Consider the following 19,134-nt stretch of genomic DNA (forward strand, 5'->3'; position numbering starts at 1 on the left):
GTCGGGCGGCAGCGAAGGCGAGGTGCCTATTGCGAAGTGGGCTGATTCATCCTGCCGTGGAGCGCTGGCGGCCGGTCCACGAAGACGCACTTCCTGTTGGGCGTGAACGCATCTGCACGGTCGGCCAGCCGCTTACCAACGTCACTTTCCAAGAGGCGGGTGCAGGGGTCCACTGGTGGCTTCCAAAGGAGGTGCCCATGTTTCCCAAATCGTTCTACATCTGCCCGGAGGACGTCTTTCGGCTCGGCAACGCCACCAGTCCCAGGATTGCGAACGTCCGTCCCAGCGATGTCGATTGGACCAAGATCAACGACATCATCGTGGTGATCGCCAATGGACGAGGTGTCAGCGTGTTCAGCGAGAACGAGCTGAAGAAGCGAGACATGAGCGGGTGGGTCTGGCAATTCAATGCGACGACGCCGATGCCTTCTGGACTGAAGCTGGTCAGCGACTACGAAGGGCATTACATGATCTGCCCCGCGGCTAACATGCCCATGGACAAATTCAAGGGACTTCTGGAAGAGGTGGGCGTGAAGGCGTTCCGTGTTTTCTTCAAGCAAGGCAAGCAAGCATGAAGACTTTAGGGCTGGAGCTGACGCATTGGCAGGCGCAGCGGATTCTTGAGGCGCTCACAGAGTTGGACGCGAAGTGGGCGAACATCTGTCAGACCTCCGACGATGAGGATGAGGTCGCCGACTACGGCAACGACCTGATCGAGCTTCGTATGACGCTCGAAGCTGTCAAGGCCAAGGCGATCGAGGTTTTTGGCCCAGGTGTTGCGAACTTCGACCGGACGCCGTTCTAGTCAGCGGCAGCCACGCTGCGGCTTCCATCAGCGCCCAGGCGAAGCCTCGGGCGCCGCCTCAGGGTGAGGCCCGCAATCTTCCAGTGTTCCGAGGGCTCGTCGCAACGTGGTCGCGCTCGGTGACTCAAGGTACAAGCAACGCTTGTTGTGCCGCTTGCAATGGTCCTTCACGCGCCAGTACGCGTCGTGGCTGATGCAGCCGGTCTGGCAGATCACCAGGTCCGCGGCCGCGAGGCTCGCGTCGAGCTTGGACACCGCGTCCTCCTCCCCGCCGTCGTGATGCAGGAAACGGCCGCCGGTGCGCTCGATCAACTGGCGGTAGATCGGCACCACTGCCGGCCGGCCGCCGACGCACAGCACCGAGCGCTCATCCAGCGACGGCAGCGTCGACGTCGTGACGTCGTGCGCTTCCTGGATCGGTTGCTGGAACTGCCGCTCCGCCAGCGCGAGCGCCTGCTGCAGCTCGTCCGCGCGCCGTTGCTCGCGCTCGGCCTGCTGGCGCGCGGTCAGCAGCGCGCGCTCCAGCTGATGGATGCGCTCCTGCTGCGTCTGCAGGTGCTTGGCCTGTTCGTGCCGATGCCGCAGTCCCGGGATGCTGTCCTCGAGCTGCTGCAGCTCGTCGCGCAGCCCCGCCGCCAGGGTGTCGCGCGCCATCAGCTCGCCGCGCAGGCGCAGGCATTCGGCCTGCGAGGCTTCGAGCTCGCGTGCCCGCTCCGCCAGCAGGCGCGTGCTGCGGGACTGGGCCTGCGCCAGCTCGCGCGTGAGGACCGCGTGCTCGTCCTGCAGGTCGTCGAGTCGCTGCAGGTCCGCGCGATTCGCGGCGCCGACCTGGTGCTGGAGCATGTGGATGTCGCGCAGGATCTGCTCCTGCAGCGCGGCGTCGCAGCGCGCATGCGTGAGCGCACCCCACAGTGCGCCGCCGACGTCGTTGCCCTGCTGCGCGGCATGCCACCAGCGCGTCAGCGCCTCCGCGGTCTTGTGCTGCGACGACTGCCGCAGCGCGATCGCGAAGCGCTGGTCCAGTTCCTTCTGAAGCATCTCCGACACCGGCCCGCGCCGCGCGCACTCGTTGATCGCGCCGCAGTGCATCTCGTAGTCGTTGCTCAGGGCCTGGCCGCCGAGCAGTTTGCCCAGCTTGCGGCGCAGCACCGGCATCGGCAGGCAGACGCCGATGACCGGGCACAGGGCCTGCGACGGCAGTTCCCACAGGCGTCGACGGCGGGAGCCGCGCGGCACCGGCGTGTCCTCGGCATTCGGCGCCGCGGTCGACGCGGGAGCCTCGCCGCGTGCCAGCGCCTGCGCGAGCGGAAGCCCCGCCACCGCGGCGGGCACGGCCTCGCCTTCCTGCATGAAGACGCCGGCGCCAGTCACCGGGCCGCGGGTCGCCGTCGGCAACGGGGCGTCGCCCGGCGCCCCGCCAAGGCCGGCGTCGGCGCGGGCCAGCAGGCTCAACAACGAAGGGGAAGAGGGCTTGTCGCACATGGCGAGGACTCCTTACTGCAAGGGGGCGGCCTGGAGCGCGAAGCGCACCGGGTATTCGATCCAGCTCGCCAGGCGTTGATCGCCGCGACGGGCCGGGGTGTACGGGCAGGACTCGGCGACGCGACGCGCCGCTTCGTCGAGCAGGCGCCAGCCGCTGCCGCCAGCGATGACGACCTCGGCCGCGCGCCCCTCGGGATCGACCTTCACGCGCAGCCGGACCAGGCCCTGGATGCCGCGATCGCGCAGCAGCGCCGGGTAGTGGCGGGCCGTCTGGCGCTCGCTGCACAAGCGGTGATCGGCCGGCAGCGTGGCGGGGAGCTCGGTGGCAACGGGTGCGGGTGGCTGCACCACGGCGGGCAGCGACGCCACCGTCGTGGCCGTCGACACCGTCAAGGCTTGTCGCGCGGGCATGGCGTTCGTCTCGAGAGCGACCGCGGCGCCGGCGGCAGGGTTGGTTGCGGTGCTGGTGGCGCTGGTGATGCCGGTGGTGGCCACGCCGCTGGCCACAGGGGTATCCAAGCGCGATGAGGTTTGCGGAGCGGGCAGGGGAGTCGCAGCGATCTCGACGAGGGGCGGCGGCAGATCGGGAACCGGCGGTGCATCGAGCGCGGAGCGCGGCAAGGCGATCGGCGCCATCGTGGTCGCCGATGGCGCCATCGAGGTGGCGGCGGCCGTCGTGGTGAATGGAAGCAGCCGCGCGCTGATGCCCATCGGCGCCATCGCGGCCGGCGCGGATCGCTGCGGTGCGAAGGCGCTGGCGAGTGCGAGCAGCATCGCCGCGTGGACCGCGGCGGTCATCGCCCAGCCGGTCCAGCGCGGCGCGAATCCGTGCAGGCGCAGGGCGGGCGCGGTCACGCGCGCGCTCCCGTCGGATGGCCCAGCAGCGGCAGGATCGCGAGCCCATGGTCGTCGGCCAGCAGGCGCAGCCGCGTGTCGTAGAGCTGCTCCAGCAGCGGCAGCGTCGACGGCAGCGCGTCGCAGTCGGCCAGCATGCGGCCGGCCTTCAGCAGCCAGAGCCGGTCGAAATGGTTCAGCGCCAGGTTGAGGTCGTGCAGCACCGCGACCAGCGCATGGCCGCGCGCCGCGGCGAAGTCGGACATCGCGGCCATCAGCGAGACGCTCAGGCCGGGGTCGAGCGCGGCGACCGGCTCGTCGACGAGCAGCAGCCCGTCGCGCGCATCCCAGGCCTGCGCGAAGACGCGCGCCAGCTGCACGCGCGCCTGCTCGCCGCCGGACAAGGTGTCGAAGCGGCGGCCGTGCAGGTGCTCGGCCTGGGCGTGCGCCAGGGCCTCGCGCACGATCCGGTCCTGGTGGCCATCGCCCTGGCGCGCCACGCGACCCAGCGCGACGACCAGCTCCACCGGCAGCCCGAACGCGACGCCATGCTGCTGCGGCAGCACCGCGCGGCGTCGCGCAAGGTCGGTCGGGGACCACGTGGCCAGCGGCCGTCCGTCGAAATGCAGCAGGCCGGCCGAGGGACGCAGTTCCCGCGCGATCAGGCGCAGCAGCGTCGACTTGCCGGCGCCGCTCGGACCGAGGATCGCGATGCGTTCGCCGGGCTCGACGCGCACCGTCACCGGCCCGATCGCCGTGCCGCCGAGCGTCACGCGGACGTCCTGCAAGGTCAGCAGCGAAGCCATCACGCGCTCCCCATGCGACGCACCGCGCCGCGCAGCAGGACCAGGAACCACGGTGCGCCGATGAGCGCGCTGAACACGCCCACCGGGATCTCCGCCGGCACCGCGAGCGTGCGCGCGAAGCTGTCCGCGACCACCAGCAGCAAGGCGCCGGCCAGCATGGCGTTGGGCAGCACCCGGCGCTGGTCCGCGCCGACGAGCTGACGCGCCAGATGAGGCGCCATCAGGCCGATGAAGCCGATGCTCCCGCACCAGGCCACCGCGAGCGCCGACAGCAGCGCGACCATGCCGATGCATTGCCAGCGCAGCCGCTCGACGTCGATGCCGACATGCGCGGCCGCGGCCTCGCCGAGCGCGAGGGCATTCAGCCGCGGGGCGACGCGCAGCGCGAGCGCGCCCAGCACCAGCAGCGCGCCGCCCATCACGGCGGCCATGATCCAGTTCGCGCCGGCCAGCGATCCCAGCGTCCAGAAGTTGATCGCGCGCAGCTGTTCGTCGTTGGCGATGAAGCTGCACAGGCCGACGATTGCAAAGGTCATCGCCTGCAGCGCCAGCCCGCACAGCAGCAGCGCCGCGATCGACCCCGGCGCTAGCCAACGCGACAGCCGGTCCAGCGCGAAGCACACCGCCAGCGCGCCGCAGAAGCCCACCAGCGGCAGCAACCACAGGCGCACCTCGGCCGGCAGCGCGGCGTGCAGGCCGGCGAAGACGGTGAGCGTCAGGGCGACGGCCGCCGCCGCGCCGCTCGTGACGCCGAGCAGGCTGGGCTCGGCCATCGGATTGCGGAACAGCGCCTGGCTCAGCGCGCCGGACAGGCCGAGCGCCGCGCCGACCGCCAGCGTGAGGCCCAGGCGCGGCAGTCGCAGCTGCCACAGCACATGCGCGCCGCCGGTCTTGGGCGCGTCGCTCCAGGGACCGTTCAGCCAGTCGGCGGCCGAGATCGGCACCGCGCCGAACTGCACCGCTGCGAGGACCGCCAGCACCAGCGTGAGCGCGAGCAGCACCGGTCGCGACCAGGCGCGGCGGGCCGGCGCCACGGCGACCGGCGACGGCAGGGCGGATCCGACGGTGCTCATCGCGTCGTCCGTCGAGCGGTGCTCACGCCGGCTGGCCCGTGCCCGTCGGCGCATGCAGGCCCCGCGCCAAGGCCGCCAGCGCCTGAGGTGCGCGCGGTCCGAAGCCGAGCAGCGCCATCGTCTCGAGGACGAGGACGCGTCGATGCTGGCCCGCCGGGGTCTGTGCCAGTCCAGGCAGCTTCAGCAGCCCGTCGACACCACCACTGGCCTCCACGCCTTGCGTGGTCGCCAGGATCACGTCCGGCGCTGCCGCGATGGCCGCCTCGGGCGAGAGCATCTTGTAGCCCTGCGTGTCGCCCAGCGCGTTGACCGCGCCGGCGTAGCCGATCATGGCGTCCGCGGCCGTCGCGGCGCCGGCGATGCGCGCCTGGTTCGCCGCGTTCGACAGCACGAAGAGCACGCGCGGCGCGCGGTGTCCGGCGGCGAGCTGGGTGACCTGCGCGCGGCTGGCCGTCCACTCGGTCTGCAGCTGCTGGGACAGCGCCGCCGCCTGTTGCGGGCGGCCCAGCAGTTCGCCCAGGCGCCGGGTGCGCTCGAGCACGCCGTCGAAGCGGTGCTCCGCGCGCAGCAGGTGCAGTGGCACCTGGGCCGCCTCCAACTGGCGCAGCACCGCGGGCGGCCCGGCCTCCTCGGTCGCGACGATCATCGTCGGGGCCAGCGACAGCAGCCCCTCGGCCGCGAGCGTGCGCGCATAGCCGACATTGGGCAGCTTCGTCGCCGCCGCCGGATACAGCGAGGTGCTGTCGACGCCGACGAGCTCGGCCTGCGCGCCCAGCGCGTAGATCAGCTCGGTCAGCGCGCCGCCGATGCTGATGACGCGCCGCGGCGCGGCCAGCGCCGGACCGCCGATCGTCAGCAGCGCCGCGGCCGGCGCCAGCGAGAGCAGATCGCGGCGGCTCAGCATGGCACCGCCTCCGGCGCGCCTTCGACCAGGCTCTCCAGGAGGTTGCGCCAGTCGCAGCGCTCGGCCTGTCCCGGCTTGCGTTCGCCGAACAGCATCGCGATGGTGCGGCCCTCGGCATCGAACAGCTCCAGCGAGCACACCAGGCCGTCCACCGTCGGCTTGCGCACCAGCCAGGCCGCGGCGATGTGGTCCTCGCGCAGGTGCAGGTTGAAGCCCGGGTCCAGCACGTTGATCCACGGTCCCATCATCGCGACCTTGTTCACCGGGCCGCTGTGGATCTGGATCATCCCGGGATTGCCGACGAAGACCATGAGCGAGACGCCTTCCTGCGCCGCGCGGCTGAGCAGCTCCTGGGCGCTGGAAGGCGCCACCGGCTGGGCGAAGCGCGGCTCCGCCAGGCGCAGCGCCTGCGTGCGGCTCAGGCCGTGGCGCCGGAGCAGGCCGAAGAAATCGTGGGTGTCGCGCAGCGAGGCCCATTCCGCGCGGAAGGCGGCGACGTCGACGCGGGCATCGGGCGTCGGCGTCGGTTCCCGCCAGGCCTCGCCGGGCTCGAAGCCGGGCTGTTGATCCTCGGCCAGGAAGCGCGCGACGAGCGCCTCGTAGGCGGCCAGGTCGCTCTCGGGCTTCATGAAGACCTTGTGGATCGCCTGCCCCGCCGCGTCGAAGAACTGCAGGCTGCGTTGCACCGCGCCGTCGGACAGGCGCTCCGCCACCGCGAAGCCGTGGCGCCAGTGGCTGTAGAACACGCGCAGGTCGATCGCGCCGCCCAGCACCAGGCCGACCAGGCGCTGCGGCCCCTGCGCGCTGACCTCGCGATAGACGCCGACCTTCTCGTGCACGCAGGACTCGTTGCGGGTGAGCGCCATGACGGGGCCCAGCGGCTCGAGCGCGGCGACGAGGTCCTGCCAGTCGGCGCGCAGCCGGCGCGCGCGCAGCGGGGACTCGTCCTCGGCGAACGAGCCGGCGTGGGCCGCGAGCAGCTCGCCTTCGGAGATGCTCAAGGCGCTGGCGATGTCGCGGTGGCGGGCCTTGCGCTCATGGCGCGCCGTGGCGAAGGCCTGGCGCAGGGCGGTGAAGCTGGCATGCATGGGAGGAACTCCTGATCAGAAATCGGCGCGCAGCGACACCTGCACGGCGCGGCCCGGGGCGGTGAAGGCGTCGACGACGGCCAGGCCGGCCGCGTTGCCGGCCGCGCCCTGGACGTCGCTCCAGCGCCAGTACTTCTTGTCGAAAAGGTTGGTCACGTAGGCGGCCAGCGTCCAGGTCGGCGAGAGGCGATAGCTGCCGCCCGCGTCGACGACGTCGTACTTCGACGGCGCGTACTGGGTGGTGCGCGGCGCCACGTAGATGTCGGACGGCTTCTTGCCCGAGCTGTGGACCCAGCTCGCATTGGCCGTCCACGGGCCCGATTCGTAGCGCACGCCGAGCTGGCCGCGCAGCGGCTGGACGCTGTTGAGCGGACGTCGCTCGCCATTGAAGTCGCTGTGGCCACGCGACTTCGCCACGGCGGCGTTGAGGCTCAGGCCCGGGCGCAGGTCCCAGACCGCGCGCGCCTCGACGCCCTTGATGCGCGCCCGCGCGAGGTTGACGTACTGGAAGATCGCCGGGTCCGCCGGCGTCAGCGAGCCGCTGACCTGCTCCTGCGAGATGAAGTCGCGGTAGCGGTTGTCGTAGGCGCTCAGCTGCCAGCGCAGGACCTGCTCGAAGCGCCCGCGCAGGCCGAGTTCCCAACTGGTCGAGTGCTCGGCCTTCAGGCCGGGATTGGCGATGGAGCGGTAGCCCTGCAGCGGGTTTTCGAATCCGCTGTTGACCTGGTCCGGCGCCGGCGCGCGGAAGCCCTGCGCCCACTGCACGTACGGCTGCAACGCCGGCAGCGCGCGCCAGATCACGCCGACGCGCGGCGTCACCGCGTGGTCGCTGAGCGGGGCCGCGTTGCCGCTGTAGCCGGCCGACTTCGGCTTGAGCTTGTAATGCTCCAGGCGCAGCGCCGGAATGACGCTGAAGTCGCCCACCTCGATCTCGTCCTGCACGAAGGCGCCGGCCAGCGTGTAGGTCGTGTCGGGGAAGGGCTTGCTGGGGAAGGTCTCGCCCGCGGGCGGCACGGTGCCGTCGCGCACGCCCTCGATCGTGTTGTGGCTCACGTCGACGCCGTAGCTCAGCCGCTGGCTGGCGAGCTGCGTCTGCGCCTGCGCGCTCAGGCCGACCAGGCGCTCCTTGTAGGTGCCCAGCCGGGTGCGGTCGGCGGCGCCGTTGCGGTCCTCGAAGGAGAACTGCCGCGTCTCGCTGTCCTGCACGTACAGGTGGGTGGTCGCCTGCTGCAGCCAGGTCGCGTTGAGGTCCTCGTAGCGATGTTCGATAGAGGCGCGGGTGCGCTCCGACCGGTCGCGTGCGGTGAGGCCCAGCACCGCCGTGGCCGGCAGCGTGCCGCTGGCCGGCGGCGCGGTGATGGCGCTGAGCACGTCGGTGTCGATCTTGCGCTCGCGATGCTCCAGCGTGCCGCTCAGCCGGTGGTTCGCGTTGACGCGATAACCGACCTTGGCCATCACGCTGTTGCTGTCGACGTCGGCCGGGTTGGGCCGGGTCCGGTTGGCGTTGCGCGCGTCGTTGTCGCCTTCGTTCTTCGTCTCGTGGCCGCGACGGACTGTGGCCTGCACCAGGCTGCTCCAGTCGCCGCTGCCGAAGGCGACCGCGGCGCTCGCCTGCCGGGAGTTGTCGACGCTCGCCGCGCCCAGGCGCGCGAAGCCGGCGAAGGTCTTGCCGTTCACCAGCAGGTCCTCCGGCGACAGGGTGCGCAGGCTCAGCGCGCCGGCCAGGCCGTCGCTGCCGTAGGAAGTCGAGGTCGGGCCGCGCAGGACCTCGACGCTCGACAGGCTGTTCAGGTCGACGAAGTCGGCCCGGCCGCTCGCGAACGCGCCGAACGCGTAGCCCTGCGGCAGCCGGATGCCGTCGACCATCATCAGCACCCGGTTGCCCTCCAGGCCGCGGATGTTGAGGCCCTCGTTGCCCGGCCGGCCGGTGGATGCGCCGGCGGCGGTGAAGCGCGGCGCCGTCGCCTTGACGTCGAGATCGACTTCGTCGGACAGCAGGTCCTTGAGGTCGCGCGCATCGCGGCGATCGAGCTGCTTGCGGTTCTTCACCGTGACCGTGTTGGGCACCGCGTCGATCGAGCGTTCGGTGCGGGTCGCGGAGACGGTCAGCTCGCCGAGCGGCTGGGGGGACTCGGCGGTCGGCGGGTTCGTGGAAGCCGGCGTCTGGGCGAAAGCCGGCGGGAAGGCCAGCGGAAATGCCAACGACAGGGCGAGCGCGACGGGCGTCGGGCGCAGGTGCATGGTGTCGAAATCCTTGTAGTTCTTGGATCTCGCACGGGCTGGCGCGACGCGGGCTGGTGCGGGCGGTCCTCTCGGACGGCCGGTTCGGGACAGCGGAACGGGAACGCGAGCGGCGGGGCGGTCCTCGGCCGGCCGCCGCTCAGCGGGTCACTTGGTCAGGATCAGCTTGCCCAGCGACGTGACGCGCAGGCGATAGAGCTGGCCGGCGTGCTCGATCTCGACCTCGCGGTCATTGCCCATCAGCGCCTGGCTGCTGATGCGCCGGCGCTGGACCAGCGGAGCCGCTTCACGCGGCGAACCTGCGGCGACCCGGGCGCCATCCAGCGCAACGGCTTGCAGGGCTTCGATGTGGGAGTGGTGATGGGCGTTCATGCGAAGCATCTTAATGAGAACTATTCGCAATAGCAACCGAGAATCGCGGCGATCGCTTTTTTCTTGATGGATCGCGACTCGCCAGAGCGAGGAACGTGCTGCGAATACTTCGCATGCAGAGCGGGCGGGGCGGGTCTTGTCCCCATTCGTCGTAGGGATGAGGACAATGCGCGCCATTCCGCATGATTTCCAGGAGAAGAACATGAAGGGCGATGCCAAGGTCATCGAGTACTTGAACGCGCAGCTGAAGAACGAGCTCACCGCGATCAACCAGTACTTCCTGCATTACCGGATGCTCAAGAGCTGGGGCTTCGAGAAGCTGGCCAAGCACGAGTACGCCGAGTCCATCGAGGAGATGAAGCACGCCGACAAGCTGATGGATCGCATCCTGATGCTGGAAGGCCTGCCGAACCTGCAGGACCTGGGCAAGCTGTACATCGGCGAGAACGCCGTCGAGGTCCAGCATTGCGACCTGAAGATCGAGATGGGCAGCCATCCGCTGCTGAAGGAAGCCATCGCCTATTGCGAGTCCGTGCGCGACTACGTGTCGCGCGAGGTCCTCGAGGAGATCCTGTCCGACACGGAGGAGCACATCGATCATCTGGAAACCCAGATCGAGCTCATCGCCCAGGTCGGCGAGCAGAACTGGCTGCAAAGCCAGATGGGCGACGCCAGCTGAACGCCAGCCACGCCCATCCTGGGGCCCCAGCCGTCGCCAGGACCCCGAAGCCCCGCTTGCCGGGGTTTTTTTGCGTCCGCGCGCCGGCGCGAGGCGGGGTGATGGGGGGCGCCGTGTCGCGGTTCACGGACATTGGCCGGACGCCGCGCAGGGGCTCTGCGACCTAATTGAGAGGAATTCGCGTTTGCGTTAGTATCGCGGCCATTCCAGGTTCATTCCTGTTTCGCCGCCATGATCGTCTGCCTCTGCCACCGAGTTTCCGACCGCGACATCCGCCGCACCGTGGCCGATGGCGTGCACAACTTCGAGGTGCTCCAGGACGAGACCCAGGTGGCGTCGGCCTGCGGCAGCTGCCACGACTGCGCCCGCGAGATCTTCGATGAAGCCCGGCGCGCCTGCGCCGCCGCGCACGGCGTGACCTGCGCGAGCAGCGCCCGCGTCATCCCGATCGCCCAGATGGCCGCGGCCTGATCCAGCATCGGTACGCGGCCTCCAGGCCGCTTCCGGCCAGGCGCCGGACAAGGCAAAACCGCAGACCGGTCACCCGGTGCTGCGGTTTCTTTTTTGGGAATCGCCGAGGACGTCGCCAGCGACGTCCTCACGCATCCCGCTTACTTGGCGGCGGAAGCGCCTTCAGCGGGCTTCTCGGCCTTCTTGTGGGTCTTGTGCGTCGTCTTCTCGCCGGTGGCCTTCTCGCCAGCGGCCTTGTGGTGCTTGGCGGTCTTGTGTTCGGCCTTGGCATCGGAGGCCGGGGCGGTCGTCGCGGCCGGAGCGGCCTGCGTCGCGGGCGCGGCCGGGGCGGTGGTGCCTTGGGCCATCGCGGCGCCGGCGATCAGCAGGGCGGGAATCAGGGCCAGGGTCTTGACGGTCTTGAAGGCTTGCATCTGGTTTACTCCAGCAGGTTGAACAAGGTGAGCGAACAACGACGCCGCATGTGTGTGTGTTGACATGGGTTCGCAGCTTTGCAATGGGTTACGCAATCCGCACGGGTCCTTCACGCGTCAGGTCTTGCGCGCTGTCGGCGGCGACAGCCATCGGGCAAGATGCCCCGCACCCCTACAGGAGACGTCCCATGACCGCCCCCGCCCATGCCTTCGACTGGACCCGCGGCTACCCGAGCCAGCGCAGCCCGGTCTTCGCGCGCAACGTCGTGTCGACCTCCCACCCGCTGGCCGCGCAGGCGGGACTGCGCATCCTGGGCCAGGGCGGCAACGCGGTCGACGCGGCGATCGCCACGGCCGCCTGCATGACGCTCGTCGAGCCTTGCAGCAACGGGCTCGGGTCCGACGCCTTCGCCATCGTGTGGGACGGCCGGTCGCTGCAGGGACTGAACGCCTCCGGCATCGCGCCGCAGGCCTGGACCCCCGACTACTTCGACCGCAAGCACGGCGCCGGCAGCGCGATGCCGCGCCGCGGCTGGGATGCGGTGACCGTGCCCGGCGCGGTGGCCGGCTGGGTCGCGCTGAGCGAGCGCTACGGCAAGCTGCCCTTCGCCGACCTGATGGCGCCGGCCATCGAGATCGCCGAGCGCGGCTATGCCGTGCCGGTGATCGTGCAAAGCAAGTGGCGCATGGCGTCCGAAGTGGCGGACCTGGTCGCGCAGCCGGGCTTCGCCGAGGCCTTCCTGCCGCGCGGACGGGCGCCCGAGGTGGGCGAGCTGTTCCGCTTCCCCGGCGCGGCGCGCACGCTGCGCCTGATCGCCGCGACCAAGGGCGAGGCCTTCTACCGGGGCGAGGTCGCCGAGGCCACCGCCGCCTTCGCGCGCGAGACCGGCGGGGCGATCACCGCCGCGGACTTCGCGGCCTACGCGCCGCAGTGGGTCGACACGATCTCGATGGACTACGCCGGCCACACGCTGCATGAGATCCCGCCCAACGGGCAGGGCATCGCGGCGCTGATCGCGCTGGGCATCCTGAAGCAGTTCGACATCGGCGCCTTGCCGGTGGACTCGACCGCGTCGCAGCACCTGCAGATCGAGGCGATGAAGCTGGCCTTCGCCGATGTCTACCGCCATGTCGGCGATCCGCGCACGATGAAGGTCCAGGTGGCGGAGCTGCTGGATCCCGGCTACCTGGCCAGCCGCGCCAAGCTCATCGACATGAAACGCGCGCAGGACTTCCAGGCCGGCAATCCGGTCAAGGGCGGCACCATCTACCTGACCGCCGCGGACGAGAGCGGCATGATGGTCAGCTTCATCCAGAGCAACTACATGGGATTCGGCTCAGGCGTCGTGGTGCCGGGCTACGGGCTGTCGCTGCAGAACCGCGGCCACGGCTTCACCCGCGAGGCCGGGCATGCCAACGTCGTCGCGCCGGGCAAGCGGCCGTTCCACACCATCATCCCGGCCTTCCTGATGAAGGACGGCCAGCCGCAGATGAGCTACGGCGTGATGGGCGGCAACATGCAGCCGCAGGGCCACCTGCAGACGCTGGTGCGGATGCTCGACTACCGCCAGCATCCGCAGGCCGCCTGCGACGCGCCGCGCTGGCGCTTCAACGAGGGCCTGTCGATCAACGTCGAGCCCTCGATGGCGCCGCAGACCATCGACGGCCTGCGCGCGCTCGGCCACCAGATCGGCGACATCCACGACAGCTACCAGGACTTCGGCGCCGGGCAGTTCATCTGGCGCCTGGGCGATCCGGCGGTGGAGGGTTACGTCGCCGCGAGCGACCCGCGTCGCGACGGCGCCGCCGCGGGCTGGTGAACGGCGACTCCCGGGCTGGCCGCCGGCGCCCGGGTTCCCCTGTCTTTCCTCACTTGTGGCGGCCGGAAGGGCGCTGATAGCATCGGCGCCTTCTTCCTCCCCGGAAGCTCTCACGCCACGATCCCCGATCGGAGCCGACCCCATGACCAAGCTGCTGGACCGCACCAAACACGACGCCCGGGCGTCGGTGCGCGCGCTTGGGCCATCCGGCTGGGCGCGACGACCGTAGGCGTCTGGACGACGCCCGCCGGCCTTCCACGGCCGGTTCCCAGGTCCCTGGCTTTTTGCGACGGCGACGCCCACCGCGTCCCGCTCGCCCGATCCGCGCCCGGCGCACGACGCCCCGCGCGGACCGCATCCGGAGTGTCAACATGCTGCCGATCAAGGCATCCACGTGGGTCGACCGTCTGCTCGACCGCTTCCTCGATCTCCTGCGCCTGCCCGCCGGGGATCTGCTGCGCAACCTCGTCTACCGGCGTCTGTGGACGTCGATCCTGATCAGCTCGCTGGGCGGGCAGATCACGCTGCTGGCGCTGCCGCTGACCGCGGCGGTGCTGCTGCATGCCTCGCCCACGCAGATGGGCGTGCTGACCGCGATGGAGCTGGTGCCCTTCGTGCTGTTCTCGCTGCCGGCGGGCGTCTGGCTGGACCGGGTGCGCAAGCTGCCGGTCTACATCGTGGGCGAGCTCACGCTGGCCGTCGCCGTGGGCAGCGTGCCGGTGGCCCACTGGATGGGCTGGCTGGGCATGCCCTGGCTGTACTTCGTCGGCTTCCTGCTCGGCACCGTCTACACGATCGCGGGCAGCGCCTCGCAGATCGTGCTGACGCAGGTGGTGAGCCGTGACCGCCTCGTCGAGGCGCATGCGAAGAACGCGCTGGCCTCGTCCGGCGCCGAGGTCGCGGGCCCCGGCGTCGCGGGGGCGCTGATCAAGCTCGTCGGTGCGCCGCTGGCGCTGGCGGTGGACGCGCTGCTGCTGGTGGCGTCCGCGCTCATCCTGCGCGGGGTGAAGGTCACCGAGACGCTGCACCGCCTGGACGGCGCCGACTTCTGGCGCGACCTGAAGGCCGGCGTCGCGTTCGTGCGCGGCAAGCCCATGCTGGTCGCGCTGGCCTGCGCGGTGGGCGGCTGGCAGATGTTCAACCAGGCCGCGCAGGTGGTGCAGATCCTCTTCGCGACGCGGGTGCTGGGGCTGTCGGCGCAGAGCGTGGGCCTGTCCTACATCGCGCTGGGCGCGGGCACGGTGCTGGCGAGCGCGCTGGGCCATCGCATCAGCGCGCGCTTCGGCCCCGGTCCCAGCCTGATCGGCGGCTTTGCGATGTGCGGCATCGGCTGGGCGGCGCTGTGCGTCGCGCCGGCCAACGCGGTCGGCGTCGCGGCCTTCGCCTTCACGCTGTTCATGTTCGGCGTCGGCGCGGTGCTCATCTTCATCAACTTCCTGTCGCTGAGACAGGCGGTGACGCCCGCCCCGCTGCTCGGCCGGATGACCAGCACCATGCGCTGGCTGATCCTGATCCCCGCCGGCCCCGGCGCGTTGATCGGCGGCTGGCTCGGCGAGCATGTCAGCCTGCGCGCCGCGCTGGCCTTCGCGGGCGTCGGTGCCTTGCTGCTGGCGGTGCTGGCCTGGCAGGTTCAGGCGATCCGCCAGGTGAAGGTGCTGCCCAAGGTCGAGGGCGAGGATCCGCCGCTGGGCGCCGAGGCGATGCCCGGCGTGACGCCGGCCCCGACCACGGGCACCGCGCAGCTGCAACCCGCCAACGGCAACTGAGGTCTCCATGCGCGTTCAAACCGCCCCCGATCCGCTCCTGGTCGAGGTTCCCGAGCGGATCGACACCGCCCGGCTCGTGCTGCTGTCGCCGCGCGCCGGGCTCGGCCCCGCGCTGAACCGCGCGGTGCTCGAGGCCCAGGAGCATCTGAAGCCCTGGATGCCGTGGGCGCACGAGACGCCCACCGTCGAGCAGTCGGAGGGCGTCGCGCGGCGCATGCAGGCGCAGTTCCTGCAACGCGAGCACCTGGGCTACTACCTGCACGAGCGCGGCGTCGACGGGCGGCCCGGGCGCCTGATCGGCGGGGCGGGGCTGCATTCGCCGCACTGGCAGGTGCGCCGCTTCGAGCTGGGCTACTGGATCGTGCCCTCGCACACGGGGCGGGGACTGGTGGTCGAGGTCGTGGCCGCGCTGGTGCGCCTGGGCTTCGAGCAACTGCGGGCGCGGCGCCTGGAGATCCGCACCGACTCGCGCAACGCGGCCAGCCGCGCGGTGGCCGAGCGCTGCGGCTTCACGCTCGAAGGCGTGCTGCGGCGCGACGCGCTCGACGTCGAGGGCCAGCCCTGCGACAGCTGCGTCTACGGCATGACGGAGCTCGCCGACCTGCGCCAGCCGCCGCGCTGATCGGCTGAATCGCGGGGTGGCCAGACGACTCAGCGGCGTCGCGGGCAGTCAGGCGGTCGGGCTGAAGCGGTCCACCGCATCGGTGATGATGCCGTCCACGCCATTGGCGATCAGCCATTGCGCGGCCGCGGCGTCGTTGACGGTGTAGACCAGCGCCTTCATTTCGGCCTCGCGCAGCCGCGTGACCAGCGCCTGATCCATCAGCGCGTAATGCGTGATCACCGCGCGGCAACCCAGCGATTGCGCCAGCTGCAGCCAGCCGTCGCCGTCGAGCTTGTCGAGCAGCAGCCCGCGCGGCACCTGCGGCGCCGATTCGCGGGCGCCGCGCAGCGCTTCCGGCTGGAAGCTGCTGAACAGCACCGACACCGGCGCCGTCTCCTCCCACAGCCGCAGAACCTCCCGGCCGACGATCTCGCCGGTGCGGAACTCGTCGCCGGGCGTGGGCTTGATCTCGATGTTCAGCGCATGCTGGTTGCGGCGCACGAAGGCCGCGATGCTCTCCAGGCTGGCGGGCGGCTCGCCGGCGAAGGCGCGGCTGTGCCAGCGTCCGGCGTCCAGTCGCGACAGCTCGCTCCAGTTCCGGTCGGCGGCGCGGCCGCGCGCGGTCGTCGTGCGGTCCAGCGTCGCGTCGTGCAGCAGGAAGGGCACGTCGTCGGCGCTCAGCTTCACGTCGCACTCGAAGGCGCGATAACCATGCCGCGCGCCTTCCCGGAACGCGGCCAGCGTGTTCTCGGGCGCCAGCTTGCCGGCCCCCCGGTGGGCCACCCAGAAGGGCAGCGACCAGGGCCAGCTGGGTTCGTCGAGGGCATGCGTCGAGACCGTCATGTCGTTCTCCCTGATCGCTGTCGCGGATCGTTCGTCTGTGGCCGCCGGCCGCGGTGGATGGCGCGTCGATGGCGCCGCGCGTCAGTCGACGCGCTGCCCGGTCGCCGGGTCGAACCAGTGCAGCCGCTCGCCGGGCGCCTGCAGCAGCACCTCGTCGCCGGGGCGCGGCGGCGTGTCGGTGCCATCGATGCGCAGCGTGAAGGCAGCCTCGCCGAGGCGGCCGTAGACCAGGCGCTCGGCGCCCAGCATCTCGACCATCTCCACCTTCAGCGGCCAGGCGGTCGCGTCGGCGGCGACGGCCTGGCCGTCGTGCGGCAGCGCATGCTCCGGCCGCAGGCCCAGGGTCAGCTCGCCCTCGCGCGGCGCCGCCAGCGGCAGGTGCAGCGAGGTGCCGCCCACATGGAAGCGCCGGCCCTCGACGCGGCCCTTGAGCAGGTTCATCGCCGGCGAGCCGATGAAGCTCGCGACGAAGGTCGTCGCCGGGCGGCCGTAGACCTCCTCCGGCGTGCCGAACTGCTCCATGCGCCCGCCGTTCATGACGACGATGCGCTGCGCCAGCGTCATCGCCTCGACCTGGTCGTGGGTGACGAAGAGCGAGGTCACGCCCAGCTCGCGGTGCAGCTTCTGGATCTCCAGCCGGGTCTGCACGCGCAGCTTGGCATCGAGGTTGGACAGCGGCTCGTCGAAGAGGAAGACCTGCGGGTCGCGCACGATCGCGCGGCCCATCGCCACGCGCTGGCGCTGGCCGCCGGACAGCTCGCGCGGCCGGCGCTGCAGCAGGTGCGACAGCTCCAGGATGCCGGCCGCCTTGTCCACGCGGGCGCGGATCTGCTCGGGCGGCAGCTTGCGGATCTTCAGGCCGTAGGCCATGTTCTCGAAGACGCTCATGTGCGGATAGAGCGCGTAGTTCTGGAACACCATCGCGATGTCGCGATCGGCTGGCTCGATCTCGTTGACGACGCGGTCGCCGATGGCGATCTCGCCGCCGCTGATCTCCTCCAGCCCGGCGACCATGCGCAGCAGCGTGGACTTGCCGCAGCCCGACGGCCCGACGATGACGACGAACTCGCCATCCGCGATCTCGGCGTTGACGCCGTGGATCACCGGGTTGGCCTTGGCGCCGGAGCCGTATTGCTTGACGACCTTGCGCAGGGAAATGCTTGCCATCGGAGTCTCTTCTCGTGTTCTTTACTTCTCGGCGTCGACCAGGCCCTTGACGAACCAGCGCTGCATCAGCACCACCACCAGCGCGGGCGGGATCATCGCCAGCATGGCGGTGGCCATGATCACGTTCCAGTCGTTGGCGGCATCGCCGCCGCTGATCATCCGCTTGATGCCGATGACCACCGGGTACATCTGCTCGTCCGTCGTCACCAGCAGCGGCCACAGGTACTGGTTCCAGCCGTAGATGAACTGGATGACGAAGAGCGCCGCGATGCTGGTGCGCGACAGCGGCAGCAGCACGTCGCGGAAGAACTTCATCGGCCCGGCGCCGTCGATGCGGGAGGCCTCGACCAGTTCGTCGGGCACGGTCAGGAAGAACTGCCGGAACAGGAAGGTCGCCGTCGCCGAGGCGATCAGCGGCACCGTCAGGCCGGCGTAGGTGTTGAGCATCTTCAGGTCGGAGACGACCTGGTAGGTCGGCCCGATGCGCACCTCCACCGGCAGCATCAGCGTGACGAAGATGGCCCAGAAGAAGAAATTGCGCGCGGGGAAGCGGAAGTAGACGATCGCGAACGCGGACAGCAGCGAGATCGCGATCTTGCCCACCGCGATGACCATCGCGGAGACGAAGCTGATCCACATCATCTGCCCGACCGGCGCCTTGGAGCCGGCGCCGCTGCTGCCGAACAGCGCGGCCGAGTAGTTGTCCACCAGGTGCGCGCCGGGGGTGAGCGACATCGGGGACTGGACGATCTCCGCGGCGGTCTGCGTCGAGGCGACGAAGGCGATGTACAGCGGGAAGGCGACGATCAGGACGCCGAGCACCAGGATCAGGTGGGACAGCAGCGTGAGGGCGGGGCGGCGCTCGACCATGTCAGTACTGCACCTTCTTTTCGACGAAACGGAACTGGATGACGGTCAGCGCGATGACGATGGCCATCAGCACCACGCTCTGCGCGGCCGAGCCGCCCAGATCCAGCGCCTTGAAGCCGTCGTAGTAGACCTTGTAGACCAGGATGGCGGTGTCCTTGCCGGGGCCGCCCTGGGTGGCCGCGTCGATGATGCCGAAGGTGTCGAAGAACGCGTAGACGACGTTGATCACCAGCAGGAAGAACGAGGTCGGCGACAGCAGCGGGAAGGTGATGGTCCAGAAGCGGCGCCACGGGCCGGCGCCGTCGATCGCGGCGGCCTCGATCAGCGACTTGGGAATCGACTGCAGCCCCGCCAGGAAGAACAGGAAGTTGTAGGAGACCTGCTTCCAGACCGCGGCCATCACCACCAGCGCCATCGCGTGGTCGGCGTCGAGCAGGTGATTCCACTGGATGCCCATTCGCTGCAGGCCGTAGGCCACGACGCCGATGGACGGCGCGAACATGAACAGCCACAGCACGCCGGCGATCGCCGGGGCGACCGCGTAGGGCCAGATCAGCAGCGTCTTGTAGACCGGCGCGGCGCGCACCACGCGGTTGGCCATGGTGGCCAGCAGCAGCGAGACGGCCAGCCCCAGCACCGCCACCAGCAGCGAGAACATCGCCGTCGTCTTGAACGAGGCGAGGTAGCTGGCGTCGTTGAACAGCTGGCGGAAGTTGTCCAGGCCGACCCATTCGGTGGACAGGCCGAAGGCGTCCTGCTGCTGCAGGCTCTGCAGCAGCGCCTGGCTGGCGGGCCAGAAGAAGAACACGCCGATCACCACGGCCTGCGGCGCGAGCAGCAGCCAGGGCAGCCAGCGTGATCGGAAGACCACGCGCTTCTGCTGGGACATCAGGTCT

Annotated in this window: 20 protein-coding genes; 7 read left to right on the plus strand and 13 right to left on the minus strand. The window is 70.4% G+C overall.

The features are described from left to right. Positions 1 to 197: 197 nt before the first annotated feature. Positions 198 to 575 (plus strand): hypothetical protein, encoded by a 378-nt coding sequence (locus ACTJKJ_RS01810; protein WP_297383042.1) that lies wholly within the window; start codon positions 198 to 200, stop codon positions 573 to 575. Continuing rightward, positions 572 to 805, plus strand: a complete 234-nt coding sequence (locus ACTJKJ_RS01815; RefSeq protein ID WP_297383041.1) for a hypothetical protein — start codon at positions 572 to 574, stop codon at positions 803 to 805. Before ACTJKJ_RS01810 ends, ACTJKJ_RS01815 begins: the two co-directional genes overlap by 4 nt. Positions 806 to 832: 27 nt before the next feature. Here ACTJKJ_RS01815 and ACTJKJ_RS01820 read toward each other — a convergent pair whose 3' ends face one another. From ACTJKJ_RS01820 to hemP, 8 genes are all read right to left on the minus strand, one after another. Beyond that, positions 833 to 2,287: a DUF2325 domain-containing protein gene (locus tag ACTJKJ_RS01820; RefSeq protein ID WP_440819413.1), complete on the minus strand. Its 1,455-nt coding sequence runs from the start codon at positions 2,285 to 2,287 to the stop codon at positions 833 to 835. Positions 2,288 to 2,299: 12 nt separating this feature from the next. Continuing rightward, positions 2,300 to 3,142, minus strand: coding sequence for a TonB family protein (locus ACTJKJ_RS01825; protein ID WP_440819414.1), 843 nt, complete (start codon positions 3,140 to 3,142; stop codon positions 2,300 to 2,302). Then, the gene (locus ACTJKJ_RS01830) at positions 3,139 to 3,927 is read right to left on the minus strand and encodes an ATP-binding cassette domain-containing protein (RefSeq protein ID WP_183482082.1); all 789 of its coding nucleotides are present in this window, start codon (positions 3,925 to 3,927) and stop codon (positions 3,139 to 3,141) included. The genes ACTJKJ_RS01825 and ACTJKJ_RS01830 overlap by 4 nt, the downstream gene beginning before the upstream one ends. Next, positions 3,927 to 5,000 carry a FecCD family ABC transporter permease gene (locus ACTJKJ_RS01835; RefSeq protein WP_440819415.1) on the minus strand — a complete coding sequence of 358 codons (1,074 nt, stop codon included), beginning with the start codon at positions 4,998 to 5,000 and terminating at the stop codon, positions 3,927 to 3,929. Before ACTJKJ_RS01835 ends, ACTJKJ_RS01830 begins: the two co-directional genes overlap by 1 nt. Positions 5,001 to 5,022: 22 nt before the next feature. Beyond that, positions 5,023 to 5,904, minus strand: a complete 882-nt coding sequence (locus ACTJKJ_RS01840) for a heme/hemin ABC transporter substrate-binding protein (protein WP_440819416.1) — start codon at positions 5,902 to 5,904, stop codon at positions 5,023 to 5,025. Next, positions 5,898 to 6,992 (minus strand): hemin-degrading factor, encoded by a 1,095-nt coding sequence (locus tag ACTJKJ_RS01845; RefSeq protein ID WP_091726343.1) that lies wholly within the window; start codon positions 6,990 to 6,992, stop codon positions 5,898 to 5,900. Before ACTJKJ_RS01845 ends, ACTJKJ_RS01840 begins: the two co-directional genes overlap by 7 nt. Positions 6,993 to 7,007: 15 nt before the next feature. After that, positions 7,008 to 9,233: a TonB-dependent hemoglobin/transferrin/lactoferrin family receptor gene (locus ACTJKJ_RS01850; protein ID WP_440819417.1), complete on the minus strand. Its 2,226-nt coding sequence runs from the start codon at positions 9,231 to 9,233 to the stop codon at positions 7,008 to 7,010. A 147-nt stretch (positions 9,234 to 9,380) separates the two neighbouring features. Then, positions 9,381 to 9,605 (minus strand): hemin uptake protein HemP, encoded by a 225-nt coding sequence (hemP, locus tag ACTJKJ_RS01855; RefSeq protein WP_091726334.1) that lies wholly within the window; start codon positions 9,603 to 9,605, stop codon positions 9,381 to 9,383. Positions 9,606 to 9,807: 202 nt separating this feature from the next. Here hemP and bfr point away from each other — a divergent pair, with 202 nt between their 5' ends. Next, a complete protein-coding gene (gene bfr / locus ACTJKJ_RS01860) occupies positions 9,808 to 10,284 on the plus strand; it encodes a bacterioferritin (protein ID WP_067068504.1) in 477 nt (158 codons plus the stop codon). 231 nt (positions 10,285 to 10,515) lie between these two features. After that, a complete protein-coding gene (locus ACTJKJ_RS01865; protein WP_091726330.1) occupies positions 10,516 to 10,755 on the plus strand; it encodes a (2Fe-2S)-binding protein in 240 nt (79 codons plus the stop codon). Between the two features lie 140 nt (positions 10,756 to 10,895). Here the strand turns inward: ACTJKJ_RS01865 and ACTJKJ_RS01870 are convergent, their stop codons facing one another. Continuing rightward, positions 10,896 to 11,168, minus strand: coding sequence for a hypothetical protein (locus ACTJKJ_RS01870; protein WP_297383035.1), 273 nt, complete (start codon positions 11,166 to 11,168; stop codon positions 10,896 to 10,898). A 188-nt stretch (positions 11,169 to 11,356) separates the two neighbouring features. Here ACTJKJ_RS01870 and ACTJKJ_RS01875 point away from each other — a divergent pair, with 188 nt between their 5' ends. The 3 genes from ACTJKJ_RS01875 to ACTJKJ_RS01885 all read left to right on the plus strand — a co-directional run bounded on the left by ACTJKJ_RS01875 (position 11,357) and on the right by ACTJKJ_RS01885 (position 15,376). Continuing rightward, complete coding sequence (locus ACTJKJ_RS01875; RefSeq protein ID WP_440819418.1) at positions 11,357 to 12,988, plus strand: gamma-glutamyltransferase family protein; 1,632 nt, start codon at positions 11,357 to 11,359, stop codon at positions 12,986 to 12,988. A 371-nt stretch (positions 12,989 to 13,359) separates the two neighbouring features. Beyond that, positions 13,360 to 14,754: an MFS transporter gene (locus ACTJKJ_RS01880; protein ID WP_440819419.1), complete on the plus strand. Its 1,395-nt coding sequence runs from the start codon at positions 13,360 to 13,362 to the stop codon at positions 14,752 to 14,754. Positions 14,755 to 14,761: 7 nt separating this feature from the next. Beyond that, a complete protein-coding gene (locus ACTJKJ_RS01885) occupies positions 14,762 to 15,376 on the plus strand; it encodes a GNAT family N-acetyltransferase (protein WP_440819420.1) in 615 nt (204 codons plus the stop codon). A 48-nt stretch (positions 15,377 to 15,424) separates the two neighbouring features. On the opposite strand, the gene ugpQ is transcribed toward ACTJKJ_RS01885, so the two are convergent. The 4 genes from ugpQ to ugpA all read right to left on the minus strand — a co-directional run bounded on the left by ugpQ (position 15,425) and on the right by ugpA (position 19,127). Next, complete coding sequence (gene ugpQ / locus ACTJKJ_RS01890) at positions 15,425 to 16,201, minus strand: glycerophosphodiester phosphodiesterase (RefSeq protein ID WP_091726308.1); 777 nt, start codon at positions 16,199 to 16,201, stop codon at positions 15,425 to 15,427. Positions 16,202 to 16,282: 81 nt separating this feature from the next. Beyond that, complete coding sequence (locus ACTJKJ_RS01895; protein ID WP_091726304.1) at positions 16,283 to 17,368, minus strand: sn-glycerol-3-phosphate import ATP-binding protein UgpC; 1,086 nt, start codon at positions 17,366 to 17,368, stop codon at positions 16,283 to 16,285. 21 nt (positions 17,369 to 17,389) lie between these two features. Then, complete coding sequence (gene ugpE, locus ACTJKJ_RS01900; RefSeq protein WP_091726300.1) at positions 17,390 to 18,238, minus strand: sn-glycerol-3-phosphate ABC transporter permease UgpE; 849 nt, start codon at positions 18,236 to 18,238, stop codon at positions 17,390 to 17,392. Position 18,239: 1 nt separating this feature from the next. After that, positions 18,240 to 19,127, minus strand: coding sequence for a sn-glycerol-3-phosphate ABC transporter permease UgpA (gene ugpA / locus ACTJKJ_RS01905; protein ID WP_440819421.1), 888 nt, complete (start codon positions 19,125 to 19,127; stop codon positions 18,240 to 18,242). Positions 19,128 to 19,134 lie beyond the last annotated feature (7 nt).

It is taken from the genome of Roseateles sp. 22389, from assembly GCF_052044995.1.
Taxonomy (GTDB): domain Bacteria; phylum Pseudomonadota; class Gammaproteobacteria; order Burkholderiales; family Burkholderiaceae_C; genus Roseateles.